The 18398-nt window shown below is 64.9% G+C and carries 13 protein-coding genes; all 13 read right to left on the bottom strand.

Features of this window, described 5'->3' with window-relative positions; genetic code table 11:
- Positions 1 to 35: 35 nt before the first annotated feature.
- A complete protein-coding gene (locus tag CAP37_RS14645; RefSeq protein WP_056278480.1) occupies positions 36 to 1229 on the bottom strand; it encodes an acyl-CoA dehydrogenase family protein in 1194 nt (397 codons plus the stop codon).
- A gap of 43 nt (positions 1230 to 1272) precedes the next feature.
- Positions 1273 to 3054, bottom strand: coding sequence for an acyclic terpene utilization AtuA family protein (locus tag CAP37_RS14640; RefSeq protein ID WP_056278478.1), 1782 nt, complete (start codon positions 3052 to 3054; stop codon positions 1273 to 1275).
- Positions 3055 to 3085: 31 nt separating this feature from the next.
- Positions 3086 to 3577: a PaaI family thioesterase gene (locus CAP37_RS14635; RefSeq protein WP_082586013.1), complete on the bottom strand. Its 492-nt coding sequence runs from the start codon at positions 3575 to 3577 to the stop codon at positions 3086 to 3088.
- Positions 3578 to 3615: 38 nt separating this feature from the next.
- Positions 3616 to 5256 carry an MBL fold metallo-hydrolase gene (locus CAP37_RS14630; RefSeq protein WP_056278472.1) on the bottom strand — a complete coding sequence of 547 codons (1641 nt, stop codon included), beginning with the start codon at positions 5254 to 5256 and terminating at the stop codon, positions 3616 to 3618.
- 37 nt (positions 5257 to 5293) lie between these two features.
- Complete coding sequence (locus CAP37_RS14625) at positions 5294 to 6748, bottom strand: VWA domain-containing protein (protein ID WP_056278469.1); 1455 nt, start codon at positions 6746 to 6748, stop codon at positions 5294 to 5296.
- Positions 6732 to 7700: a MoxR family ATPase gene (locus CAP37_RS14620; protein WP_069047335.1), complete on the bottom strand. Its 969-nt coding sequence runs from the start codon at positions 7698 to 7700 to the stop codon at positions 6732 to 6734. Before CAP37_RS14620 ends, CAP37_RS14625 begins: the two co-directional genes overlap by 17 nt.
- The gene (locus CAP37_RS14615) at positions 7672 to 8832 is read right to left on the bottom strand and encodes an acyl-CoA dehydrogenase family protein (protein WP_056278464.1); all 1161 of its coding nucleotides are present in this window, start codon (positions 8830 to 8832) and stop codon (positions 7672 to 7674) included. The genes CAP37_RS14620 and CAP37_RS14615 overlap by 29 nt, the downstream gene beginning before the upstream one ends.
- Positions 8829 to 10004 (bottom strand): acyl-CoA dehydrogenase family protein, encoded by a 1176-nt coding sequence (locus CAP37_RS14610; protein ID WP_056278460.1) that lies wholly within the window; start codon positions 10002 to 10004, stop codon positions 8829 to 8831. Before CAP37_RS14610 ends, CAP37_RS14615 begins: the two co-directional genes overlap by 4 nt.
- Positions 10005 to 10059: 55 nt before the next feature.
- Entirely contained in the window at positions 10060 to 12021 is a 1962-nt protein-coding gene (locus CAP37_RS14605) for an acetyl/propionyl/methylcrotonyl-CoA carboxylase subunit alpha (protein WP_056278457.1), read from the bottom strand.
- A gap of 8 nt (positions 12022 to 12029) precedes the next feature.
- The gene (locus CAP37_RS14600) at positions 12030 to 13649 is read right to left on the bottom strand and encodes an acyl-CoA carboxylase subunit beta (protein WP_056278454.1); all 1620 of its coding nucleotides are present in this window, start codon (positions 13647 to 13649) and stop codon (positions 12030 to 12032) included.
- A gap of 51 nt (positions 13650 to 13700) precedes the next feature.
- Positions 13701 to 15833, bottom strand: a complete 2133-nt coding sequence (locus tag CAP37_RS14595; RefSeq protein WP_056278451.1) for a 3-hydroxyacyl-CoA dehydrogenase NAD-binding domain-containing protein — start codon at positions 15831 to 15833, stop codon at positions 13701 to 13703.
- 45 nt (positions 15834 to 15878) lie between these two features.
- Positions 15879 to 17087 carry an acetyl-CoA C-acetyltransferase gene (locus CAP37_RS14590; RefSeq protein ID WP_056278449.1) on the bottom strand — a complete coding sequence of 403 codons (1209 nt, stop codon included), beginning with the start codon at positions 17085 to 17087 and terminating at the stop codon, positions 15879 to 15881.
- A 78-nt stretch (positions 17088 to 17165) separates the two neighbouring features.
- Positions 17166 to 18302, bottom strand: a complete 1137-nt coding sequence (locus tag CAP37_RS14585; RefSeq protein ID WP_056278445.1) for an acyl-CoA dehydrogenase family protein — start codon at positions 18300 to 18302, stop codon at positions 17166 to 17168.
- Positions 18303 to 18398: the final 96 nt, after the last annotated feature.

Here is an 18398-nt window from a genome sequence, read left to right as displayed (position 1 = left end):
CTGGGTGGTCGGTACCGGGGATGACGGCCATCGGCTCAGTATGACTTAGGCAAGCCCAATACATGTTCGCCGATGTAGTTGAGCAGCATCTCGTTGTTGATGGGCGCGATTTCCAGCAGGCGCACCATGGGCCACAACGTGATGATGTCGTAGTCGCGGTCGAATCCGTAGCCGCCGTGGGTTTGCAGCGCGGCCTCTACGGCGGCCACCGCCGCTTGCGAGCCCAGCAGCTTGGCCATGTTGGCGTGGGCACCAGCATCCTCGCCGGCGTCGAAGCGCTCGGCGGCGTTGTAGGTCATCAGCCGCGCTGCCTCGATCTGCGCCTTGGCCTGCGCCATACGGTGCTGCAGTGCCTGGTAGGAGCCAATTGGCTTGCCGAAGGGCTTACGCTCCTTCGAATAGGCTACCGCCTTGGCCAGCGCATAGTCGCCCAAGCCGATTGCGGCTCCAGCGGCCAGCAGGCGCTCCGAGTTCAGGCCTTCGAACATCAGCTTGGCGCCCTTGCCGGCTTCGCCGATCAGTGCGTCGGCGGGCAGCTTGACGTTGTCAAAGAACACCATGTACTGGCGCTCGGCGGTTTCGACCTGGATGTTGAGTTGCGTCAGCTGGATTCCGGGCGTTTTCATGTCAAGCACGAACAGCGAGATGCCGTCGGTGCGATGCTTCACCTCGCCTGCCTTGGTGGTGCGTGCGATCACCAGCATGTAGTCGGCATCGCGCGCGCCAGAAATGAAGACCTTTTGGCCATTGAGCACCCAGCCATCGCCGTCCGGTGTGGCCAGTGTGGTCATGGCAAAGCTGTTGGTGCCGGCATTGGGCTCGGTGATGGCAAAACACAACTTCTTCTCGCCGGTGCAAGTCGGCGTGACGTATTTCCTGATCTGCTCGGGTGTGCCGTGGCGCATGATCGGTACCCGGCCCAGCCCTGTGACGACCAGGAACAGCGTGGGCACGCCGGCCAAAGCCAGCGCTTCATTGAGCGCGGTGATCTCCAGTACGCCGCCTCCGGAGCCGCCATACTCTTCCGGGACGGACAGGCCGAGCAGGCCGAACTCGCCGAGCTTTTGCCACAGCTCGTCGGGGAAGCGATCTTCCTTGATGCACTGGAGGATGTAGCTGCGCGGGTACAGGGTGGTGACGCCGCGGGTGGCTTCCTGCACGTCGCGGATACGCGCGCTCAAGGCGGTGGAAGCCGTGTTGGCTATCGCGGTAGTGGCCGAGGTGTTCATGGTGTATTTCTCTGTCTTGGATTGGGGGCAGGGGCGAAAGTTGTCAAAGTGCCAAGTCGGCTGGGATCGGGACTGGAAAATCGAGCAGCATCTGCGCAAAGGCTTTGCCCTGCGAGTCCATGCGAACCGAAGCGATGCCGCCGCCGCCCAGGGCTTCGTGCATCAGAAAGTTCAGCGCGTGCGTGCCGGGCAGGTCAAAGCGCTGCACGCTGCCCTTGACGAGGTGGGCGAACCAGGCCGCCACGGCCTGCTCGGTCAGGGCGGCGCGGATGAAAGGCAGGTAGCCGGGTTGACGCGCCAGGACGCCGATGTTGGCGGCGTCGCCCTTGTCGCCGCTGCGGCCCCAGGCCAGCTTCACCAGCGGCACTATGCGCGTGCCGCGCGCATAGGCGTCGGCGGCAGGCAGCGGGCCGCCGACCTGGGGCAGGGTCGCCGGATCAAACGCCTGGCCGTGCCATGGCGGTGCCGCCACGGTCTTGTCGCCCATGTCGATGCTCGCGGCCAGCTGGGTCTTGGGGATCAGGCAGGAAAACAGCCGAACCACCGGTTGCACCTTGGGTCGACCACCGGTGAAGCCCGTGATGGCCGGGGCCGACATCAGGGCCATCGGCGCCACTTCGCGCGAAAACAGTTCGAGTGCGTCCTTGACCGGGTGGCGCACGCCGACCTTGAGCATCACTTCGCGCGCATCGGGCCGAGCGTGGGGGCCGTAGGTGTCTTCAGCGCCGATGGCCTCGACACAAGTTTCGGTGAAGTCGGGCCAACCGCGCTGTGCATAGTGTCGCCGCATGCGCGCCAGCATTGCGGCGCCGACGCGCTGCCCCTTGGCGCCGGCATTGATGCCGCCGATCATGAACAAGCTCATGGCCCGAAAGCCGTCGGCGTAGGTGACGCTGACTTTGGCCTGATCGGTCGGCGGGAGGCCGCGCGCGCCCTTGACCTCGACGCGGTCGGGGCCGATCTGCGTCAGCGTGACGCTGGTGAAGTCGCACACCACATCGGGCAGGATGTAGGCGCGCGGGTCGCCGATTTCATAGAGCATCTGCTCGCCCACCGTGGAGTGGCAGACCAGCCCGCCAGTGCCTTCGGGCTTGGTGATGACGAAGCTGCCGTCGGCGCGGCACTCGGCGATGGGAAAGCCCATGTCGTCCCAGCCCGGCACCGAATCCCAGTCAGTGTAGTTGCCGCCGGTGGCCTGCGTGCCGCACTCGATCAGGTGACCAGCCAGGCTGCCCTGCGCGAGCAGATCGTGGTCGGCGGCGGTCCAGCCAAAGGCATGGATAAGCGGCGCCAGTGTGACCGCGCTGTCGACGCAGCGGCCAGTGACCACGACGTCGGCGCCGGCATCGAGCGCCGCGGCGATCGGGAAGGCGCCCAGATAGGCGTTGGCGCTCATGACTTTTTGTGGAAAGGGGCTGCCCGCGAACATCTCTTGGATGTTGGCCGAGCGCAGGGCCTCAACCTGGGGCATCAGGTCGTCGCCCAGCACGGCGGCGATGTTCAGATCGACACCTTCGGCCTGGGCTGCAGCCACCAGCGCAGCGCGACAGGCAGACGGGTTGACACCGCCCGCGTTGGCAATGACCTTGATGCCGCGCGACTTCAGTTCCTTCATCAGGGGCTGGAGGGTGGTCACGAAATCCGGTGCATAGCCCTGTGCCGGGTCTTTGGCCTTGGCGCGGCTGAGCAGCGACATGGTGATTTCGGCCAAGTAGTCGAACACCAGGACGTCGATGTTGCCGCGCTGCACCAGTTGGGCGGCGGCGAACTCGGAGTCGCCCCAGAAGCCCGAGGCGCTGCCAATACGAAGGGTTATTTTTTTCATGGATGTCTCCGGGTTATTCGGGGGAGCGGGGTCAGCGCGGGGTGGATGCAATACTGCGCGGCCAGAACACGCGCCAGATACCCTTGGCGGTGGCGCAAACTGTGCCATTGGCATCCAGGAACTCCCCTTCGGCAAATGCCGTCGTGCGGCTGATGCGCACCACCTTGCCGCGTGCTTCGAAGCTATCGCCCACGGCGGCATTGAGGAAGGTGATGTCGAGGTTGATCGTGAACTGGCGAAGCTCGAAGGGATCAATGTCGGACGCCTCGGGCATGGCCAGCAGCGAGGAGATGATGGCCCAGCCAAGCGCACCGTCGAACATATAGGAGATGACGCCGCCATTGAGCACGGTGTCCGAACCGCCGCCGCCGCGTTGGGTGGGAAGGGCCTTAGGAAGTCGTACAACAGCTCGGCCTACAGCTGTTTCTTCAACTTCAAGCCCTTGCGCCTTCAGAAAAGGGCTATCGTTCCAGCCTTGCTTGCAAGCTGCGATGCGGTCAAGGTTGGGGGCGTTGGTATTCATATTGAGCTCCTGTGGGTTGTCTAAAAAGCGTATGGGGTTCAAAGCATCGCGAGTTGCTCGATGCGTTGCACATGGGCCGCCAACGAACGGCGCGCCAGTGGCCAGAGCGCTGCGGGGGTGTCGTCATAGGCCAGAGTTAGCCAGTCGTCCAAGCCGCCTTGCGGGACGGCGCGCATGGCCGCTAGCACCCTGGCCTCGCGCCGCAGGCGGTGCGCCTTTAGCTGCGCAATGGACTGCGCCGCCCAGCCAATGACGTGACCGTGCGCCGGCAGGATGAACTCGATACCGTCCTTCTCGCAGATCTGCGCCAGGCGGTCCAGCGAATCGAGATAGGCGCTCATGTCGCCATCGGGCGGGTCGATGATGGTGGTACTTCCGCTGAGGATGTGGTCGCCCGAAAACAGCAGACCGTCTTCTTCGAGGATGAGGCAGAGGTGGTTGGCTGCGTACCCTGGTGTATGGACCACGCGCAGGGTGCTTTTGTGCTCGCCATCGTGCAGCATCAGGCGCTCGCCGTCGGCCAGAGCTCGGTCGGGGGCGAAGACAGCCGTGGAGCGGGCAGTGGCGGCGCAAGCCAGGCCCAGCACCGGCGGAGTATGGCCTGCCAGGCGGGCGCAGGCCTGGGCCAGCGGCTGCGCGGCGGGGGAGTGGTCCGGGTGCGAGTGGGTGCAGACGATGGCCGTGATCTGGCCTGCCGTGAAAGCGAGCAGGCGCTCGATATGGTCGTTCAGCAAGGGGCCCGGATCAATGACGATGTAGCCGCTGGACGCGTCTCCAAGGATGTAGCTGTTGGTGCCGGGGCCGGTCATGATGCTGGCGTTGGGGGCGGTGAGACGATGCAGGTGCCGCAACAAGGGCACCGGCCGCTCGTGTTGCCAGTCCAGCGGGTGCTCGAGCTGGCCGTCCGGGCAGACCAGCGCGAGTTCGCCGTACGGCGCTTCATGCTCCATGAAACGCTGAAGTTGACCGCTGACCAGACCACCCCGAGGGCAGGAGTTCCACAGTGGCACGTCTTCGGTACAGGCCGCCAGGGCCTGCTCGGCTTGCTCGAAATCCGCCAACCAGTGCAGGGTGCGGATGGTTGGAAAGATCATGAAAAAGTTGCCGGCTTGGTGTTTCGTCAGCGCATCCTCGGGCCTGACCCAGACGGGCTCGAACTGTTCCATTTCGTCGGCCACCGGCTCCTGCTGGTCGGGCATCAGCGCAACGAAGAAGGCGGTGTTGAAACGCTTGGGCACGCTGCGATCGGTGGTCCAGCAGGCCAGCATGCGCGCCCGATCGAGCGTTAGTGACCAGCCCTGGCTTTGCAGTTGCGGGTACAGCGCTTCACTGCGGTCCAGCGCTTGAAGGTGGGTGCGGGTGATGGGCTTGTCATCGGCCTGCACCGCCAGCAGGATGCCCAATTCCTCGAAGGTTTCCCTCAGTGCAGCCAGTGCTGCCGTGCGGTAGCGTCCGCCCGCGTTGGGGGCGCGTGCCAGTGTATGCGCCTGGTGGTCGTCAGCGTCCACTCGCCCGCCGGGGAAAACATAGGCGCCAGGCAAGAAGCTGGCTTTTGGCGAGCGCCGGGTCATCAACACTTCGACGCCAAGCGCACCATCACGCAGCAGCAGCAGGGTGGCGGCCGGGTGCGCGGTGACCGGCTCTCTGTGGGGGTGGAGCTGCAATGTGGGGCGGACCATGGGCAGTGTCTGTTGAGCGAGGATGTGGGTTTGGGCTTCAGGCGCTGGCAGAGTGGGTGCGCAGCAAGGCGTCGAGCGTGCTTTCCAGGTGTGCGAGGGAATTGCATTCGCGCGCGATGTGGCAATAAGGGGCGTAGCGCTTCATCTCCGAATCGCCCAGGCCCCAGAACGACACCGGCTCGGGGTTGAGCCAGATGACCCGGCGCGCGCGCTGGTAGAGCAGTTGCATGACTTGAGCCTGGGCTTGACCGCGGTTGTTGCGCGCGTCGCCGAGAATCAGCACGGTGGTGCGGCGATCGATGTCCTCGAGCAACTGCGCCTCGATGTCGAGCAGCGTCTGCCCATAGTCGGTGCCACTGCCGCCCACCGCCTGCATCACTTTGTCGACCGCCTGTTCGACCGGCAGCGACTCAAAGGTGTCGCTCACCTCGACCAGGTGGTTGGTGAAAGCGAAGCTGCGCAGGTCGCTCACCTGCTCACCCAGACTGTGCAGGAACAGCAACAAAAAACGCGCGTACTGGCGCACCGAGCCGCTGACGTCGCAGATCGCCACCACGCGTGGCCGGTCCACCACTTTGGAGCGCCAGAAGGTCTCGAACATTACGCCATCGTAGGCAGCGTTTTTGCGCAGGGTCTTGCGAAAGTCGAGCTGGCCGCGCACCCGCTTCTTCTTGCGCCGCGAGTGGCGATCGGCCAGTCGCTTGGCGATTTTGCTGACGATGACGTGCATGCGCGCGAAATCACGCTTTTCGATGTTGGAGAGCTTTTGCGATTGCAGGAAGTCGTCGTGCAACTGGCGCGTCGGTGCCGTGCCGTAGAGCGCGAGTTTGCGTTCGACAAAATTGCGCACCTCCTCGAACAATTTCTTGCGCATCCGTTCGAGGTCTTTGGCACGCTCGGGCGCCAGCGTCTGGCGTTTGGCGTCAGAGATTTCGCGGTCCAGCAGCTCCAGCCCCATGGCCTGCTGGATCTTTTGGGTGTAGTAGCCCTTTTGGGTGAAAAACCAGATGTCGGTCAGGCCCACCTCGCGCGCGGCTTCCTGCATGCGCTTTGCCAGTGCCGCAGAGTCACCCGACAGCAACAACTGCGACAAGGCCTGGCCACCGCTGCCCTGACAGCCGCCCGGCCCACCGGAACCGGTTGCGGTCTGTTTGTTTTGGGCTGGGTCCGGCAGGTCTTGCGCGGCCATGGCGTCTGAAGCGGGGTTGGCGTTGGGGTCGGTGTCGGGCCTGAAGGAGGGCTTGGCCGGACTGCCTTGCGCGGCCATGTTTTCGAAGGAATTGAAACGGAAGAAGCGGTCAAAGGCCTCGTCGTACAGGGCGCGATCCGGGGTGGTTTTCGCCAGTGTCGTGCCCAGTGCGCTTTTCAGGAGGGTGCGGTCGCTCCAGCCGACCAGCGCCACGGCGCGCGCCGCATCGACCTGGGCGTTGAGGCTGATCTCGAGGTCGCTGCCGCGCAGCGCCTTGAAGAAATCCTCAAGCGTGGCTTGCACGGGGAATCTCCGCATCCTTGCGCGCTTGTTGCAGCAGGGCCGGCAGTTGCTCGCTGGCCGAGGCGATGTCCTGCTCGAACTTGAGGAAGACACTGAGCGTGCCCTTCACCATGTCCAGGCTCAAGTGTTCGGCGTGCAGCAGCAGCAGCGTTTTGGCCCAGTCGATGGTCTCGCTGACCGAGGGCTGCTTTTTCAGGTCCATCTGCCGCACCGCCTGAATGAAAGCGACCAGTTCGCGGTTCAGTGTTTCCGACAGGCCTGGCACGCGGCGCTCCAGAATGCGCCGCTCCAGCTTCGCCTCGGGGAATGGAATGTGCAAGTGCAGGCAGCGGCGCTTGAGCGCGTCGCTCATCTCGCGCGTGTTGTTGCTGGTGAGAAAAACGATGGGCTTTACCTTGGCCTTGATGGTGCCGAGTTCGGGCACCGAGACCTGAAAGTCGGACAGCACTTCGAGCAGGAAAGCCTCGAACTCGGGGTCGGACTTGTCAACCTCGTCCACCAACAGCACGCAGCCGCGCTCCTGGTGCAAGGCCTGATAGAGCGGGCGCGGCTCAAGAAAGTGCTCGGAAAAGAACAGATCGTCGTGCGCATGCAGCCGCTCGATGGAGGCCGCGAGTCCCACCGCGCCTTGCATCATCTCCCCCAGTTTGTCCTTGAGGAGTTGCGTATAGAGCAATTGCTTGCCGTATTTCCACTCGTACAAGGCCTTGGATTCGTCCAGGCCTTCGTAACACTGCATGCGGATCAGGGGCACGTCGAGAATCTCGGCCATGCCCTTGGCCAGTTCGGTCTTGCCGACGCCGGCCGGGCCTTCGACAAGGATCGGCTTTTCCAGATTGAAGCCCAGATAGACCGAGGTGGCGATTTCGCGGCTGGCAATGTAGTCGACCGCAGCCAGCCGCTGCGCCAGGCCATCGATGGAGTCAAAGTGGGGTTGGTGTAGTGTTTTCACGGGGTTCCTTGGAGAGCAGCATTTTTTCGCCGGTTTGAAGTTGTCGGGATTCGGCGATGCCGCGGGCTATGCCCTGCACCAGGCGCAGATCGCGCGCCAGGTTGAGCAGGGTCGGTTCACGGTCGTCCAGGGCCGCGGCAAAGGATTCACAGGTGCCTTGCCAGCGATCAAGCAGGCGGCGCGCGCCCAGATTGAATGCCGCCAACGCCTCGTTGGGTCCGTGCTGGTCCAGGTGCTGGGCGGCATGACGTGCAACGGGCGAGAGGGCATCGAGTTCGAGTTGCAAGCCACCCAGGTCCCGGGTCAATGCAGGGGTCCGGGCGGAGCTTTGGAACCAGCGCGCCAATGTATCCAGCTCGGCTTGCATGGCGCCGAGCATGGGGCCCAGCAGCAGGGCGTCTTCGATCGCGCGCAGCGGCCGAGCGATGGTGTCGAAAGCCTGTCCAGGCTCGCCAAGGCGCTGGCTTTCCGGCACCCGGCAGCCGACAAGTTGCATGCCGCAATGGCCGAGCGGCGCCAGTCCGCGCACTTTGTCGTCCAGTTGGCGGGTCAGGCCCGGTGTGTTGACCTCAACGACGAAAGCATCGAAGCGCCTGCGCCCCTCGTGTTCGCCGCTCACGGCCAGCACGATGACGGCATCGGCTGCCGGGCCGTTGCTGACAAAGGCCTTGTGGCCGTCAAGGAGCCAGTCGCTGCCGTCCTGAATCGCCCGGCAGCTCAGGTGTTTGGGGTGTGCGCCGGTGCCGGGCTCGGAGATCGCGAGTGCCAGTAATGTGTCGCCAAGCGCCATGGATCGCAGCAGCGCACGATGCCGGTCGCTGCGCAGATTCGGCGCCAGCACGAAGCGTCCCAGCATCTGCTGCATCATCCACGCCATGCCCAGACCCAGGCTGGCGGATTCCCGGGCGACGATGCCGGCCACAGCGCTGACCTGCACGGCGTCCGTGACGGGCGCCCCGCCGTCGCTGTCGAAGCCCACACCGAGCAGGCCGCTGGCGCCGAGATGACGCCACCAGGCACGGGGGAAGCCGTGCGCGCAGTCAGGCGCTGGCGCGCCCGACAAGGCCAGGCGCATGGCCTCGGGCAGCGCCGAAGGCGGCATGTGCTGTGTGGGTGAGGCGGCGGACTTCATCCAGGGCTTCCGGCGTAAAACCCGAGCTGGCGCGCCGCCAGGTCGCGCATCACCTCTTCGGCGCCGCCACCGATGGCGTTGACCTTGACTTCGCGGTAAATGCGCTCCACCTTGACGCCGCGCATGAAACCGGCGCCGCCGTGCAGTTGCACCGCCTCGCTGGCGCAATAGGCCATGGTCTGGGTGGCCTGGTTCTTCAGCAGGCAGATTTCGCCCACCGGCGTATCGCCCTGTTCGACGCGCCAGGCGAGCAATTCCAGCATGGCCTGGGTCGCCTCGACGCGCATGGCCATGTCGGCGAGTTTGTGGCGGGTGACCTGCTGGTCGATCAGGCGGCCGCCGAACATCTCGCGCTCACGCGACCAGGCCAGCGCCTCGTCCAGGCAGACGCGGGCAAAGCCGTTGGCGCCGGCGGCGAGAAAGATGCGCTCGCGGTTGAAATTCTTCATGATGGCCTTGAAGCCCTGGTTTTCCACCCCCACCAGGTTCTCCACTGGCACGCGGCAATGGTCGAAATACAGGGCGGCGGTGTCGGAGCACCACCAGCCCATTTTTCTCAAAGGCGTTTGCGTAAAGCCGGGCGTGCCTTTCTCGATCAGCAGCAGCGACACGCCGCCTGGCCCCGGCCCGCCAGTGCGCACCGCCACGGTGTAGAAGTCGGCGCGCATGCCGGAGGTGATGAACGTTTTCGAGCCGTTGACGACATAGTGATCACCATCCCTGCGCGCCGTGGTCTTGAGGTTGGCCACGTCCGAGCCGCCGGAGGGTTCGGTGATGCCGAGTGCGCTGATCTTCTCGCCCCGCAGCACCGGCGGCAAGACGCGCTGCTTCAGCGCCTCGCTGCCCACGTTGACGATGGGCGGGCAGCCGATGGTGTGCGACAGCAGACTCGCCAGGACACCACCAGCACCGCAACGCGCCAGTTCCTGCGCGGCGATGATGGTCATGAACAGGTCGCCGTCGTTGCCGCCGAAGGCTTCAGGAAAACCCAGGCCCAGCAGGCCGATTTCGGCCGCCTTGCGGTACAACGCGACAGGAAAGGACTCGGCTTCGTCCCAGGCATCCACGTGCGGACTGATTTCTCTGGCGACGAAGCGGCGCATCGCGTCGCGGAACGCCAGATGCTCGGGCGTATAGAAGGGACTCTTGGCAGGCAGGGTTTCGGCAGGCATGCGTTTTACTCTCCGTGGATGTGGCGTGTGTCGCGCGTGCCGAGCGGTGCGCGCCTCAATCAGGCTGCTCGACCAGTGACACCAACAATGCGCGCGTGGCAACCTGGTCGCCAGCGCGCACAGCTACCTGGTCCACCACGCCATCGCGACGGGCCAGCAGTTGATGCTCCATCTTCATGGCTTCGAGCACCGCCAGGCGTTGCCCCTTGGTGACCGTGTCGCCATGTTGGACGTCAACGGCCAGCACCCGTCCATTCATGGGTGCGAGCACGCGTGACTCCGTACTGCCTGCCGCCGCGGCCGGGGGGTCATAGGTCAGGTCTTCAAAGCTGGCACTCAGGTCGCCCAGCTCCAAGTGCAACACGCCGCCGGCAAACACCGCAGCCGCGTGCTGCTGCACGCCATCGGCGATCAGGTGCAGGCACTCGCCTTCGCGCCCGCTGAGGGTGATGTGGTGCAGCGCCGCGCCCACTTCGAGCGTGTAGCTGTGGGTGCCAGTGACCGTGATGTGCACGGCATGGCGGTGTTCGCCCTCGCCGATCAGCATCGGCCAGCGTGCCGGTCCGCTGGAGCGCCAGGGCGCGGCTGCGACCGGCGTGGCGCTGGCTTCAAACCACAGCGTGCCGGCCAGCGCCAGCGCCAGCGAGTCGGGCTGGGGCCGCACCAGCGCCGCAGCGCCGAAGTGCTGGGCGATAAAGGCAGTGGTCGTTTCGCCAGCGGCGAAGGCCGGGTGGCTGGCCACGGCTTCGAGGAAGGCACGGTTGTGGGGCAGGCCGAGCAGGCGGGTGCGTTGCAGCGCACCGATCAGGCGCCGTCGGGCTTCGTCGCGGGTCGCGCCGTGCACAATGATTTTGGCGATCATGGGGTCGTAGTGCGGGCTGACGGTCTGGCCTGATGCCAAGCCGTGGTCAACGCGCACGCCTTCGCCCGTGGGCGGGCACCAGAGCGCAACATCGCCACTTTGCGGCAGGAAGCCGTTGTACGGATCTTCGGCGTACAGGCGCACTTCGATGGCGTGCCCGTTCAAGTGCACTTGCTCCTGCGTCAGCGGCAAGTGCTCGCCACGGGCCACGGCGATCTGCCAGGCCACCAGGTCCAGCCCGGTGATGCACTCGGTCACCGGGTGTTCGACCTGCAGCCGCGTGTTCATCTCCAGAAAGTAGAAGCGCCCTTCGCTGTCGAGCAGAAACTCCACCGTGCCGGCGCCGACGTAGTTCACGGTGCGCGCAGCCGCCACCGCCGCCGCGCCCATTTGCTCGCGCAGCTGGGGCGTGACCGCCGGGGAGGGCGCTTCCTCGAACACCTTCTGGTGCCGGCGCTGGATCGAGCAGTCGCGTTCGCCCAGGTGGATGATGTGGCCGTGCTGGTCGCCGAAGACCTGGATTTCGACATGGCGCGGCTCAATCACCGCGCGCTCCAGGATGAGCTCTTCGCTGCCGAAGGCGTTGCCTGCTTCCGAGCGGGCGCTGGCCAGGGCGACCGCGAGGTCTTGCGGGTGTTCGACCAGTCGCATGCCTCGCCCGCCACCGCCCGCCGCCGCCTTGACCATGATCGGGAAACCGATCTCGGCAGCCTTCGTGAGCAGCGTGGCATCGGACTGGTCGGTGCCCTGATAGCCCGGCACGCAGGGCACGCCCGCCGCCAGCATCAGGCGTTTGGCGCCGGCCTTGTTGCCCATTTTCAGGATGGCCTGCGGGTCCGGGCCGATGAACACCAGCCCGGCGTCCAGGCAAGCTTGCGCAAAGCCGTCGTTCTCGGACAGGAAGCCGTAGCCGGGGTGTACCGCGTCGGCACCGGTGCTGCGCGCCGCCGCCAGCAGCGCCGCAACGTTGAGGTAGCTCTCCCGTACCGGCGCCGGGCCGATGCACACTGCCTCGTCGGCCAGGGCAACATGCAGCGCTTGGGCATCTGCTTCGCTGTAAACGGCCACCGTGCGGTAGCCCAGCGCCTGGGCCGTGCGGATGATCCGGCAGGCGATCTCGCCGCGGTTGGCAATCAGGATTTTGGTGAAGTTCATCAGGGTTCTCACATCCGTGCCACGCCAAAGGTGTTCGAAAGCAAGGGCCGCAACCCGGCTTCCCGACACACCGCCAGGGTGGTGGCGAGCGCGCGGCGGGTGTCGCGCGGGTCGATGATGCCGTCGTCCCACAGGCGCGCGGTGGCAAACAGCGAATGCGATTCGAGGTCAAAACGTGCCAGGATCTCGCTTTTCATGGTGGCCATGGTTTCGGCGGGTGGCTCCTTGCCGGTGCGGGCAAATTTTTCTTCGGTGACGATGCGCATCACGGTGGCGGCCTGCTCGCCGCCCATCACAGCCACCCGCGCGTTGGGCCAGGCGAACACGAAGCGCGGATCGTAGGCGCGGCCACACATGCCGTAGTTGCCGGCACCGAAGGAGGCACCTGTCATCACGGTGATTTGCGGCACGGTGGCATTGGCCACGGCCTGGATCATCTTGGCGCCATGCTTGATCATGCCGACCTGCTCCACATCCTTGCCGACCATGAAGCCGGTGGTGTTCTGCAGATAGACGATCGGGGTGCCCGACTGGCAGCACAACTGGATGAACTGGGTCGCCTTGGTGGCGCCTTGCGGATCAATGGGCCCGTTGTTGCCGATGAAGCCGCAAGGGTATCCCTCGATGGCACCATGGCCGCACACGGTACTGGAGCCGTACAACGATTTGAATTCGAGGAAGTCGGAGTCGTCGATCACCCGCGCCAGCACTTCGCGCATGTCGTAGGGCTGGCGAAAGTCAACCGGCACCACGCCCGCCAGTTGCTCGACCGGATAACGCGGCTCTTTCCAGGTCTTCACCGCGCGCATCGGCAAGCGGTCGTTCCACGGCAGCCGCGCCAAGATGTCGCGTGCGATGCGGATGCCGTCCGCATCGTCCTCGGCCAGGTACTCGGCCACGCCCGACATCGAACAGTGCATCTCGGCGCCGCCCAGCTCTTCGTCGGTGGCGATCTCGCCGGTGGCGGCTTTTAGCAAGGGTGGGCCGGCCAGGAAAGCCTTTGCACGGCCGCGCACCATGATCACATAGTCGGACATGCCCGGAAGGTAGGCGCCGCCGGCAGTTGAGTGGCCGTGCATCACGCAGACCTGTGGAATGCCCCTGGCCGATAGCCGCGCCTGGTTGGCGAAGCCGCGGCCGCCTTCAATGAACACCTCGCCCACATGCATCAGGTTGGCGCCGCCGGACTCGACCAGTCGCACCACTGGCAGTTTGTTCTCCAGTGCGATGGCTTCGGCGCGAAGGCTCTTCTTCATGCCCATCGGTGTGATGGTGCCGCCCTTGATCGCGCTGTCGGATGCGATCACCACGCAACGGATGCCCGACACCACCCCGATGCCGCAGATGATCCCGCCCCCCAGCACGTTCTTCTCGCCGTCGTCGTCGTGCATCCTGAAGCCGGCCAGGGTCGAAAACTCCAGCCACGACGAGCCGCGGTCGAGCAGCAGCGCGATGCGCTCACGCGGCAGCAGCTGTTTGCGGGCGCGGAACTTGGCTTCTTGGCTGTTCGACGTGTTGCGCACACGGTCTTCGAGCGTGCGGAAACTGTCGATCAGCGCGAGCATCTGTGCGCGCTCGCGCTGGAAGCTCTCTGACTGCGGGTCGACTTGACTTTGAATGGCGGGCATGGGCGGTTCTCGCTGAAAGGTCGCAGTGAACGAATGGGGTCACAGGCCTGCTTACAGGTCGTAAAAACGCTCACCCTGGGCGGCCATGCGGCGCAGCAACTGCGGCGGCGCGAAGCGCGCACCGTGCCGCTCTGCCAGGCTCTCGCAGACTTTGACAAAGGCGGACACCCCCTGGCTGTGGATCTGGCCGATCGGGCCACCCAGGTAGGCTGGGAAGCCCCAGCCCAGGATCGCGCCGACATCGGCATCGATTGGTGCCAGCAGAACTTTTTCTTCGAGGCAGCGTGCTGTTTCGACGGACTGGATGAACATCAGGCGCTGCTTGACCTCTTCGACCGTGGGTTGCGTGGCCGCCAGCGGGAACGCCTGCGCCAGGCCTGCCCACAGTTGTTTCTGGCCATCTTGTGGGTAGTCGTAGAAACCTTTGCCGGTTTTTTTACCCAGTCGTCCCAGCTGGTCCACCATGCGGTCGCAGACGTCGTCGACGGCGCTGCGCTGGTAGGCCTTGCCGAGGTCGGTGGCGGTCTGTTTCCTGATGCGCGCCATCAATTCGAGCGAGACTTCGTCGGCCAGCGCCAGCGGCCCCACCGGCATGCCGGCCATGCGCCCGGCGTTGTCGATCAGCGCCGGCTTCACGCCTTCGGCCAGCAGCGCCAGGCCTTCGCCGACGTAGGTCGAGAACACCCGGCTGGTGTAGAAGCCGCGGCTGTCATTGACGACGATGGGCGTCTTGCGGATCGCCTTGACGAAGTCCATGGCACGGGCCAGGCATTCGTCACTGGTGGCCTGGCCGCGAATGATCTCCACCAGCGGCATCTTGTCGACTGGCGAGAAAAAATGCAGGCCGATGAAGTTGGCCGGACGTGCGGACGCCTCGGCCAGCCCGCTGATGGGCAGGGTGCTGGTGTTGGAGGCGAAGAGGGCGCCGGGGGCGATCACCGCCTCGGCCTTGCGCGTCACGTCGGCCTTGATGGCGCGGTCTTCAAACACCGCTTCGACCACAATGTCACAGCCTGTCAGGTCGGCGAAGTCGGTGGTCGGCTTGATCAGGGTTAGCTTGGCAGTGCACTCGGCCTCGGTCATGCGCTTGGCGGCCACGCGCTTGTTCCACAGGTTCTCGCTGTAGGCCTTGCCCTTGGCCGCGCTGTCGGTGCTGCTGTCGAGCAGCACCACTTCCATGCCGACCTCGGCGGCGGCGAAGGCAATGCCCGCGCCCATCATGCCAGCCCCCAGAATGCCGACCTTGCGGTAGCTGGCCTGAGGCACGCCCTTGGGCCGGGAGGCCAGCTTGCTGGCGGCGGGGATGCCAAAGAACAGCGAGCGGATCATGTTCTTGGCCTCTTTGCCGGTCGTCAGCTTGACGAACTCGCGCATCTCGACCTTGCAGCCGGTGTCGATGTCGATCTGGCAGCCGTTGTAGACGCAGTTCAAGATCGCCTCAGGTGCGGGATAGTTGCCAAAGGTCTTGGCGCGCAGCATGGCGTTGCCAGCGGTCAAAGTGTCGTAGCCCATGGGGCTTTGCACGGCGCCGCCCGGCAGCTTGAAACCCTTGCGGTCCCAGGGCTGAACAGCGGCAGCGGCACCGTCAGTCAGCAGCCACTGCCTGGCGCGGGCCAGCAGTTGGTCGGCCGGCACGACTTCATCGACCAGACCCGCATCCAGGGCTTTTTGCGGGGCGAGCTTTTTGCCTTCGAGCAGGAAGGGCAGCGCGTTGCGCACACCGATCATGCGCGGCAGACGCTGCGTGCCGCCGCCGCCGGGCAGCAGGCCAAGGCCCACCTCGGGCAGGCCGATCTGGGCCTTGGGGTTGTCGGCGGCGATGCGTCGGTGGCAGGCCAGCGCGACCTCGTAGCCGCCGCCCAGCGTGGTGCCGTTGAGGGCCGCGACGAAGGGCTTGCCGCTTTTCTCAATGCCGCGCATCAGGGCGTGCAACTGGGTGACGAAGTCCATCATTTCGGCAACGTCCGTGATGGCGAGCATCATGTTGAGGTCGGCACCGGCGATGAACTCGGGCTTGGAAGAGGTGACGATCACGCCCTTGACGGCAGCGTCCGCGACGGCCCTGCGCACGGCGTCGGAGAAGGCAGGAATGGATTGCTCGTTGAGGACGTTCATGGGCACGTCCTGCATGGCCCAGGTGATGGTGGCGATGCCATCGGCATCAAGCTTGTAGTCAATCGTCATGTTGGTGATCCAGGTCTGTGATGAGGTTCACGTCGTGCCGAGGCTTCAGACGCGCTCGATGATGGTGGCTGTGCCCATGCCGGCGCCCACGCACAGCGTGACCAGGCCGGTCGACAGGTTGCGCCGCTCGAGTTCGTCGAGCAGGGTGCCCAGAATCATCGCGCCAGTCGCGCCCAGGGGGTGCCCCATCGCAATCGCCCCGCCGTTGACGTTCATCTTGTCGTGCGTGACTTTCATCACTTCCATGAAACGCAGCACGACTGAGGCGAAGGCTTCGTTCAGTTCATAGAGGTCGATGTCGCTGGCCTTCATGCCAGCGAGCTTGAGCGCCTTTTCCGCCGAATAGGAGGGGCCGGTCAGCATGATGGTGGGCTCGCTGCCGATGGAGGCGAACGAGCGGATGCGGGCACGGGCTTTCAGGCCCAGCCGTTTGCCGACTTCGGCGTTGCCGACCAGCACCGCAGCCGCGCCGTCAACAATGCCCGATGAGTTGCCGGCATGGTGCACGTGCACCATGCGCTCGATCTCGGGATAACGCTGAATGGCCACCGCGTCGAAGCCGTATTTCTCGCCCTGCACCTTGAAAGCAGGCTCCAGCTTGGCCAGCGACTCCAGCGTGGTTTCGGCGCGCATGTGTTCGTCGCGCTCAAGCACGATGCAACCGTTCACATCCTTCACGGGAACGATCGAATTGGCGAAGCGGCTCTCGGCCCAGGCGAGTGCGGCGCGGCGCTGGCTTTCGACCGCGTAGCTGTCGACGTCGCTGCGGCTGTGGCCGTAAAGCGTGGCAATCAGATCGGCCGAAATGCCCTGCGGCACGAAATAGGTCGGAATCGCCACCGCTGGGTCAATCGCCCAGGCACCGCCGCTGGTGCCCATGGGCACACGGCTCATGCTCTCCACGCCGCCGCCGATGACCAGTGGCGACTGACCCGACATCACCTTGGCGGCGGCCATGTTGCAGGCCTCCAGGCCCGAGGCGCAAAAGCGATTGACCTGCACGCCGGCAGCGCTTTCGTGGTACCCGGCGGCAATGGCCGCAACGCGCGCGATGTTGGCGCCTTGCTCACCGGCGGGTTCGACGCAGCCGAGGATGATGTCGTCCACGAAGGCGGTGTCCAGGGTGTTGCGGTCGCGTAGTGCCTGCAGCGCGGTAATGGCCAAACTGATGGGCGTGGTGCCGTGCAGCGCACCCGAGCTGCGGCCCTTGCCGCGCGGCGTGCGCACGGCGTCGAAAATGAATGCTTCGGTCATATTGGGTTTCCTTCTTTCTGAATCTGGGGATGCGATAGGCAAGAGGGCGGAAGAGCGGCAGGCGGCTGGCAGCAGTTGCTACAGCGTGCGGCTGATGATTTCCTTCATGATTTCGTTGGCGCCACCGTAGATGCGCGCGACGCGCGCATCCGCATAGGCGCGGGCAATCGGGTACTCCCACATGTAGCCGAAGCCGCCGAACATCTGCAGGCATTGGTCGATCACCTTGCAGTGCAGGTCGGTGGTCCAGTACTTGGCCATCGCGGCGGTGGCGGCATCAAGTTGACCGTCCATCAGCAGGCCGAGCAGACGGTCGACAAAGACCTGTGCGATCTGCACCTCGGTTTTCATTTCGGCGAGCTTGAAGCGGTTGTGCTGGAAATCGATCACGCGCTGGCCGAAGGCCTTGCGATCCTTGGTGTAGGCCAGGGTCCATTCGAGCGCGGCCTCGGCGCCCGCCACCGCGCCGATGGCGATCTGCATGCGCTCCCAGGCCAGTTCCTGCATCAGCAGGAAAAAGCCCTTGCCATCCCCGCCGAGGATGTTGCTGGCCGGCACGCGCACGTCTTCGAAGAAGAGTTCCGAGGTGTCCTGCGCCTTCATGCCGATTTTTTCGAGATTGCGCCCGCGCGTGAAGCCGGGGCGATTGGTCTCGACCAGCACCAGCGAGGTTCCCTTGGCGCCTTGCGTCGGGTCGGTCTTGGCGACAACGATCACCACGTCGGCGTTCTGGCCGTTGGTGATAAAGGTCTTTTGACCATTGATCACAAGTTCGTCGCCGTCACGGACCGCACTGGTGCGCACGCTTTGCAGGTCGCTGCCCGCGCCCGGCTCAGTCATGGCGATGGCGCCAATCACTTCGCCGGTGGCCATCTTCGGCAGCCAGTTGCGCTTTTGCGCCTCGGTGCCGTAGGCCAGGATGTAGGGTGCCACGATGTCGGAGTGCAGGCCGAAGCCAATGCCGCTGGTGCCGGCGCGCGAGACTTCTTCAATGAGCACAGCACTGTGCAGGCGCGTACCGCCACCGCCTCCGTATTGCTCGGGTATGGCGGGGCACAGCAGGCCGGCGGCGCCGGCCTTGCGCCAGACGGCGCGCGGCACGATGCCATCGTTTTCCCAGCCGGCGTGATGAGGTATGACTTCTTCTTCCAGAAAGCGACGTGCCTGGTCCCGGAAGAGTTCGTGTTCTTCACCGAAGAGGGTGCGGTTGAGCATGGGTCTGTCCATGAAGTTCGATTGGCATTGGCACTGGCATGGCCGACGGTCGCGAAGAGTTGCTCGTCCACGTGGGAAAGCGCCGGAAGCACCCAA

This window comes from Hydrogenophaga sp. IBVHS1, from assembly GCF_002127265.1.
Classification (GTDB): domain Bacteria; phylum Pseudomonadota; class Gammaproteobacteria; order Burkholderiales; family Burkholderiaceae_C; genus Hydrogenophaga.
The sequence above is the reverse complement of the archived record's forward strand: the minus strand, read 5'-3'. Positions and strand labels throughout refer to the sequence as shown.